Source organism: Paenibacillus barengoltzii NBRC 101215 (assembly GCF_004000745.1).
Lineage (GTDB): Bacteria > Bacillota > Bacilli > Paenibacillales > Paenibacillaceae > Fontibacillus > Fontibacillus barengoltzii.
This window is the reverse complement of sequence record NZ_BILV01000124.1, coordinates 1-7,243: the sequence shown is the minus strand read 5'-3', so window position 1 is coordinate 7,243 and position 7,243 is coordinate 1. Positions and strand designations below refer to the sequence as shown.

Genomic DNA, 7,243 nt, shown 5'->3' with positions numbered 1-7,243 from the left:
CCGGGTGGACAGGCGGGTGCACTCCGTATAAGCACAACGCGGGCAAACGAAGCCATTTGGCCACTTCATCGCGATGATGGCCTCAATGCAATCTGCCTCGCTTTGAAAGCGGCTGCTAACAGTTTGAAACAGCTCCGTATTCATACCAAGCTCCATGTCCGATCCCTCCAACTCAAATTCCGCATCCTAATAATACGTACATATGTTCCCTTTTTCATTATATCAAACATATGTTCTGTATACAAGAAAAAAATCCCAAAAAAATTATTACTATATAAAAATCTTCTCCCAGAGGAGCTTATTTCACTTTTCGTCCCATGTAACTCCTAATTCTGAGCAAAAGGGATAGCCTTGTGCAGAGAACTTGTGCAGAGAAGCGGTAGAAAGCCCTTCTTTCCACGATCCTTCCGTTCTGAGTTAAAGGGATATTCACGTAAAGTGACACACGAGAGGATCCCTATCACGACCTTGTCACACTGAGTTAAAGGGATAATCATGGAAAGAGGTGGCACGAAGGGCTTCTATCTGGAACCCTAATTCTGAGTTAAAGGGATATTCACGTAAAGTGGGCGTAACGAGAGGATCCCTACCTTGATCTTGTTATTCTGAACCAAAGGGATAATCATACAAAAAAGCAGCAGGAAGGACTCCAACCTAGCCCCTGCATTTCTGAGTCAAAGGGATAATAGTGTAAAGAGGTGTAGCAAGAGGAGCTCCTCCTTTAAAGATTTAATTACGAAAGGTAGCAAGGTCCGCGAGGTCCACAATGGGACGCTGATTTTTTTTGCAAATTGAGTGGGGTTGGTCTTAGGTCTAGCAGTGATCCTGGTCTTGAGACTGTGGCGGAATTGGGATAGAGGGGTATAATGGCAGGGAAACCCAGTGAGATTCCTAGGAATGCGATGTTCACGAGATCTTGCATGAGTTGTAAAATGTGCCTAACTTGAATCTCTTTGCGACTTTGTTCGTATATATAACATGATTCTAGTCTTACATATTTATGGGATGGAACAATGTTGGGAGATTTGAGGAGGGAGTTTCTATGAAAAACGTGTTTACGATTTTTACAGCTCCGGTGGAAACGTTCAGGCGGGTGCGGGAGAGTAAGACCGCTTGGCTCTTTGCGCTTGCGGCAATGATCATTGTTTCCGTTGTTGTGATTTACATGCAGATGCCGGTGATCGAGAAGGAATTTCTACGGCAGATCCAAAGTCAATCAGTGGATGCCTCGATGCAATCGACGATGATGGCAACAGCGAAGACGTCTGCTTACGTAATGGGTGTGGTGATGCCGGTTATTACGATTTTTGTGACGGGCTTGTTGTTGTTGCTGCTGAATTTAGTCGTTCGCGGTGAAGGCAAATACATGCAGTTCGTTTCCATCGCTGCTTATGCCGCATTGCCAGGGTTGTTAGGCAGCTTGATCACGGGAATTATGATCATGACGATGGACGTGCAGTCTGTTACGGATGTTTCGCTGAGCTTGGGAGCTCTTGTCTCTGATAAGTCCAGTGCAATGTACCAGTTCTTATCCTTGATGAATCCATTTTCAATTTGGGGCCTCGTACTGTATATCATCGGCTCTTCCGTCATGATGAAACGGCCTTACAAATCGGTGGCTGTTTGGATTATTGCAGCATGGCTCGTGTTATCGCTGGGATCGCTGTTGCTGGTTTAAGTCCGGAATTATACATAACAGGATAGGTGATGGACTTGTTGAAGAAAAAGTGGTTTTGGGGCGCTGTCGTCGGGTTGGCGGTCATCGCGTTGGTCATTGCCAATATGATCGGGTTGAATCGGGCCGCTGAAGTGAAGGTCGCCGCCGTGGAGATGGGCAAAATCGTCGAGCAAATCTACACGAACGGCAAGCTGGAACCGGGACAGACGACCTCCGTGTATGCTCCGGCAAGCGGGGTGATCGAAGAGGTAAAGGTGAAATCGGGTGATACGGTTAAGAAAGGGCAGGTTCTCCTTACGCTGAGCATGGAGCAGGTACGGGAACAGCTGGAGAAGGAACGGATTAATCTGCAATTGACTGAAGCGGAACGACTGGCGGCCAAAAAACAGCATTTTGAGAGCTTTAAGCAAGCGCGTCTCGAAAACCCGGACCTCGAACCGGAGGAGTTGGACCTTACCACCTATGATTTGCGCATTCGTTCCAGTGAGCTGACGATTCAATCCCTGGAGAAGCAGCTTGCTAACCAGAAGGTGCTAGCCCCAGCCGACGGCGTTGTTACCAGCCTGACGGTAAACGCAGGTCAAATGCTGGCCGAAGGCAGCGAGATCGCAACAATTGCCGATGTGAGCAAGCTTAAAGTAAGTGCATACCTGAATGAGTTGGATGCAGGCAAAGCGGAGCAAGGGATGAAGGCGGTGGTTACGGGAGAGGCTTTTTCGAATAGTTATGAAGGCAGTATCTCGTATTTGGCGCCTACCGCCGGTTTAGCCGATCCAACCTCCAAGGATACGTCGGTGGAAATGGAGGTCAGCCTGAATCAAGTATCATCAGAGCTTCGTCCGGGGTATAACGTCACGGTAGAGATGGAGATTCCCGATAAGGAACGGCTTCTTGTGCCAATTGATGCGGTTCAATATGACGGTGAGCAGGCCTACGTCTTTAAGGTTCAGGACGGTGTTGCTGTTAAGGTGCCAGTGACAACCGGGAAAGAGGGCGAGGCTCAAATCGAACTGGTCTCCGGGGTGGCCGCAGGCGATTTGGTTGTAGTGGAAGGCGGCGACAAGCTGCAGGATGGCGCTAAGGTGAAGGTGAAATGATTACGCTCAAAGGCATCACCAAAGTATACAAAAACGGCCCCCTTGAAGTACAAGCTTTGACCCCCATTGACCTGCACATCGAGAAAGGTGAGTTCGTAGCGATCATGGGCTCATCCGGCTCCGGTAAATCAACGCTGATGAACATTATCGGATGTCTGGACGTCCCGACCTCCGGCAGCTATGAGTTGGACGGAGCAGCGGTAGAGTCGTTGAATGAGGAGGAATTGGCACGCGTACGGAACCGGAAAATCGGGTTCGTGTTCCAAAGCTTTAATTTGCTGGGCAGGCAAACCGTACTGCAAAACGTCACGCTGCCGATGATGTACGCCGGCATCTCCCGGGAGGAGCGTAACGAAAGGGCCCTTGAGTTGCTTCGCAGGGTGGGACTGGCTGAACGGGTTAAGCATCGTCCAAACGAGCTTTCCGGCGGTCAGAAGCAACGGGTGGCGATTGCCCGGGCGTTGACCATGAATGCACCGATCCTGTTGGCCGACGAGCCTACCGGGAACCTAGATACGAAATCATCCTATGAGATTATGGATCTGTTCAAAGAAATTCACGCCGAAGGGACGACGATCGTGCTCGTTACCCACGAACCGGACATTGCCGAGCATGCCGAACGGATCATCACATTTGGGGATGGACGGATCCTAAGCGACAAGCGTAAAGGGAGTGTTGGGGGATGAGCATTTGGGAGAGCATCCTTGTTGCTCTGGACAATCTCCGAATGAACAAGCTGCGTTCCTTCCTGACGATGATTGGCATCGTTTTTGGCGTCGCTGCGGTGGTCACGGTAGTGTCTATTGGCCAGGCTGGACAAAGCTCGATTATGTCGGAGATGTCGAACTATGAGGATGGGTATTTTCTGATCTATCCGAACTATAGCAACGGGGAGCCCGAGGATAATGTCTATTTCCGGCAGCGTGAAATGGCAGAAATTCGTAAGCTCCCGGGGGTCCGTTATGTTTCGTCGTCGTCTTCCTACGGAATGACCGGTAAGCTGAAGAAGGAAGAGCTGCAATTTAGTATCACGGGCACGACTTCGGATTCGCCTAAAATGCAAAAGATCGATTTGGTGGCGGGCAGATTTTTTAATTCTCAAGAGGAGCGAGCGCGTCAAAAAATCCTCGTAGTTGAGGCCAAGTATGCCAATAAAGCATTTGGTTCTCCACAAGGTGCTATCGGTCGGAAAATCCAACTATCTGGAGGGATGTTCCGAATTGTTGGCGTGTACAAGGCGCAGGAGAGTCTCATGAGCGGTTTTGGCGGAGAGCGTTACTCTGCTTACGCACCAATTACGACGATGCTGGATGTGGAAGGGTCAAGTGATCGTTTAAGTATGCTGGAGATTCTGCCCACATCGCCGGAAAGAATGGATGAAACGGTAGCGTCGGTCAAGGCTTGGCTGGCAGATCGGAAAAACGTGAGCAAGGATGCTTATGTCTCGGAATCGGCAAGGGATGCGGAGCAAATGATCAAAAGCACGTTCTCTATCCTGCAAACGATCATCGGTTCGATCGCTGGGATCTCCCTGCTAGTCGGGGGAATCGGTGTCATGAACATCATGTTGGTCTCGGTTACAGAACGGACCCGGGAAATCGGGATCCGCAAAGCGATTGGCGCCACGCCAGGGACGATCATGCTTCAATTTATGATTGAAGCGATAATCCTCTCGTTTATTGGGGGGACGATTGGCGCCCTCTTCGGGTTATTGGCGGCCTGGGTGTTCGCTTTGATCTCGGGGTGGCCGTTCGTCATTTCGATTTGGGCCATTTTATTGGCGTTTGGATTTTCGGCAGCGGTGGGTATTTTCTTCGGCTTGTACCCGGCAAACAAAGCCTCCAAGCTGCACCCCATCGAATCGCTGCGTTACGAATAATAAAACAACCCGGTTCTCCATTGGGTGGAGCCCGGGTTGTTTCTTTTTTGCTGCGGGTTACTATGATGATGTTGCAGGTCAGCGGGTTACGCCTTTGCTTCAGATGGCTGAACCGGGACGTAAATGTCGATCTGTTTGCCTTCCTTCGGCCAGCAGCGTTCATCATACCATTCAAAATCAGGCGCAGCCACTTGCTCGTAGCCGGACGTTGGGAACCAGTCCGTAAAGATTTCGTCCCATGTCTGTTGAATAGACGAGGAGAAATCGGCTTCCCCTGCAGGTGGAGTCGTGAAGATCGCATAGGTTTGTGCCGGGATCCGATACTCCGTGATTCCTTCCTGAACTTCGGCCGTTTCGTCGACTTCAAAGCCGATGATATACCGGAACGTGCCGTCTTCATCGATGGCGGTGCAGACGCCGAGTTCAACATTTGGATGGAGTTTGCCAGGTACGCGGGAGCCCCATTGTTCACGCATATATTTTTGCCAAAATGCTGGGATGTCCTTGTGATTTTGCCCATTTTCCGTGGTTGTTTGGATTGCGAACCCCAGAATGCGTTTAGCTGGAATCTGTTCAATACGGAATTGCATGACATAATCTCCCCAATCGTACGTAATTTGAGCAACGAAGTCTCGAAGCGGATTGGCCTTGGGTACCAGGTATGGCGGGCGACCGCGGCGACGGCATTCCGTCGGCAGGATGCCGTACATTTTTCGGAAGGCCCGGGTAAAGGCCTCATGAGAACCAAAGCCGCAGCGCAGGGCAATATCGACGACTTTCAGGTCGGTATGTGCCAGCAGTTCGGCTGCGTGGGACAACCTGCGCTTACGAATGTAGGTCGTCATCGTATCGCCGACAACATACTGAAATGTGCGATGGAAATGATATTCGGAATAATACATCGCCTTGGCCACCTCAGCCAATGTGAGCTCTTCGCCTAGCCGTTCTTCGATATAATCGATGCTTTTTTGAATGATGTTGATTTGATTCATAACTGCCTCCAGACCGGTCTATGGTTCAAGTATAGCGGACCGAAAAATTGGCTTCTTGATCATTCTTGCGGTTGGGAAGATAACGCAGCTTCAGTATAGCATGGAGGAAGGGAGAGCTGTGTTGCTTGTTTTCTGGGTGGACGGTGATTGGTCATTCCCGATGGGAAGACTCGCGCCTCCTCCCGTTCCCTGCTACAATGGGGGAAGCGGCCGTTATGGGCTTGGCTCAGGACAGGGCGCAATGATAGAAGTAAGGTTCGAAGTTTACGTTTTGTAGGAAGAAGGGCTGCCTGTTGATTTTCGGAATCGGACATGACATTGTCGAAATCCAGCGCATAGAGCGCTTGCTCAACAAGACGATCGGCGAACGGTTGCGCCGACGGATTTTAACTGCGGCGGAGCTTGCGCTGCCTGGGCAAGCTGCCCGACCGGCGGAGTTTTTGGCGGGGCGGTTTGCAGCAAAGGAAGCCGTCAGCAAGGCGTTTGGCTGTGGTATCGGTCAGGTGCTTAGCTTTACTGATATAGAGATTTTGCCCAATGCGCAAGGGAAACCGTGTGTGACGCTGACGCCGGGGGCCTGGGTGCGGCTCGGGCTGTCTGGAGTTGGTCAACCGGAGGGCAGCGGGTATACCATACATCTTAGTATTACGCATGAGCGGCAGCTGGCTTCGGCCTTTGCTGTGGTGGAACGCGTGCAATAGAAGGAGTGCAGGATGCGGGGAAATAGAGAAACACGGGTATTTTTCAGTACAGAACTGTTGAGTTGGTACGAGCGGTCGAAGCGGGACCTGCCTTGGCGCAGGCATCGTGATCCGTATTATATTTGGGTGTCGGAAATTATGCTGCAGCAGACGCGGGTGGATACGGTGATCCCGTATTTTCAGCGGTTTATTGAGCGTTTCCCGACGATTCGGGATTTAGCCGAGGCGCCGGAGGAAGAGGTGCTGAAATGCTGGGAAGGGCTTGGTTATTATTCGCGAGCCCGCAATCTGCAGGCGGCGGCCAAGCAGGTGATGGAACGGCACGGCGGGATCGTGCCGGATACCAAGGCGGAGGTCTCCGCCTTGAAGGGGGTTGGCCCGTATACGACCGGGGCGATCTTGAGCATTGCTTTTAACCGCCCGGAACCGGCGGTGGACGGCAACGTCATGCGGGTGCTGTCGCGCTACTTCTTGATCGAGGAAGACGTCGCGAAGGCCGGGACACGCACCCTTATGGAGGAGCTGGCCGCGGAGCTGATCCCGGAAGGGCGGGCCTCCGATTTTAATCAGGCTTTGATGGAACTGGGCGCGCTCGTCTGCACGCCCAAGTCACCGCAATGCCTGATCTGCCCGGTGATGGCTCGCTGTGCCGGACGGCTTGAAGGCGCAGAGGAGCGCCTGCCGGTCAAGAGCAAGGCGAAGCCGCCGCGGCCGGAGTATCGACTCGCCGCCATCGTCGAGGGCAGCGGGGCGCTGTCCGGCCGCGTGCTCGTGCGCCGGCGGCCGGACACGGGGCTGCTCGCACGTATGTGGGAGCTGCCCCACATCCCCGCCGACGCCGTGCCGGGCGAAGGCGCCGGCCTCCCCGACGGCCCGGCGATGGACCGGCTGGCGGC

8 protein-coding genes are annotated in these 7,243 nt (G+C 52.3%); 6 read left to right on the top strand and 2 right to left on the bottom strand.

All coding sequences use genetic code 11. From position 1 onward, the window contains the following. Positions 1-156: transposase (locus PBA01S_RS22140; RefSeq protein WP_164744233.1), on the bottom strand; the 156-nt coding region annotated here is incomplete at its 3' end. Positions 157-1,042: 886 nt separating this feature from the next. Here PBA01S_RS22140 and PBA01S_RS22135 point away from each other — a divergent pair. The 4 genes from PBA01S_RS22135 to PBA01S_RS22120 are packed head-to-tail and all read left to right on the top strand — an operon-like array spanning position 1,043 to position 4,654. After that, on the top strand, positions 1,043-1,678 hold the full coding sequence (locus PBA01S_RS22135; RefSeq protein ID WP_232228352.1) for a YIP1 family protein: 636 nt from the start codon (positions 1,043-1,045) through the stop codon (positions 1,676-1,678). Between the two features lie 29 nt (positions 1,679-1,707). Then, positions 1,708-2,775: an efflux RND transporter periplasmic adaptor subunit gene (locus PBA01S_RS22130; protein ID WP_254899736.1), complete on the top strand. Its 1,068-nt coding sequence runs from the start codon at positions 1,708-1,710 to the stop codon at positions 2,773-2,775. Next, the gene (locus tag PBA01S_RS22125) at positions 2,772-3,461 is read left to right on the top strand and encodes an ABC transporter ATP-binding protein (protein WP_028539399.1); all 690 of its coding nucleotides are present in this window, start codon (positions 2,772-2,774) and stop codon (positions 3,459-3,461) included. Before PBA01S_RS22130 ends, PBA01S_RS22125 begins: the two co-directional genes overlap by 4 nt. Then, entirely contained in the window at positions 3,458-4,654 is a 1,197-nt protein-coding gene (locus PBA01S_RS22120; RefSeq protein ID WP_127576753.1) for an ABC transporter permease, read from the top strand. Before PBA01S_RS22125 ends, PBA01S_RS22120 begins: the two co-directional genes overlap by 4 nt. Positions 4,655-4,740: 86 nt before the next feature. On the opposite strand, the gene PBA01S_RS22115 is transcribed toward PBA01S_RS22120, so the two are convergent. Further along, entirely contained in the window at positions 4,741-5,646 is a 906-nt protein-coding gene (locus PBA01S_RS22115; protein WP_036700623.1) for an AraC family transcriptional regulator, read from the bottom strand. A 293-nt stretch (positions 5,647-5,939) separates the two neighbouring features. Between PBA01S_RS22115 and acpS the strand changes: the two genes are divergently transcribed. Beyond that, positions 5,940-6,347: a holo-ACP synthase gene (acpS, locus tag PBA01S_RS22110; protein WP_016313554.1), complete on the top strand. Its 408-nt coding sequence runs from the start codon at positions 5,940-5,942 to the stop codon at positions 6,345-6,347. Positions 6,348-6,359: 12 nt separating this feature from the next. After that, positions 6,360-7,243: A/G-specific adenine glycosylase (mutY, locus tag PBA01S_RS22105; protein ID WP_127576752.1), on the top strand; the 884-nt coding region annotated here is incomplete at its 3' end.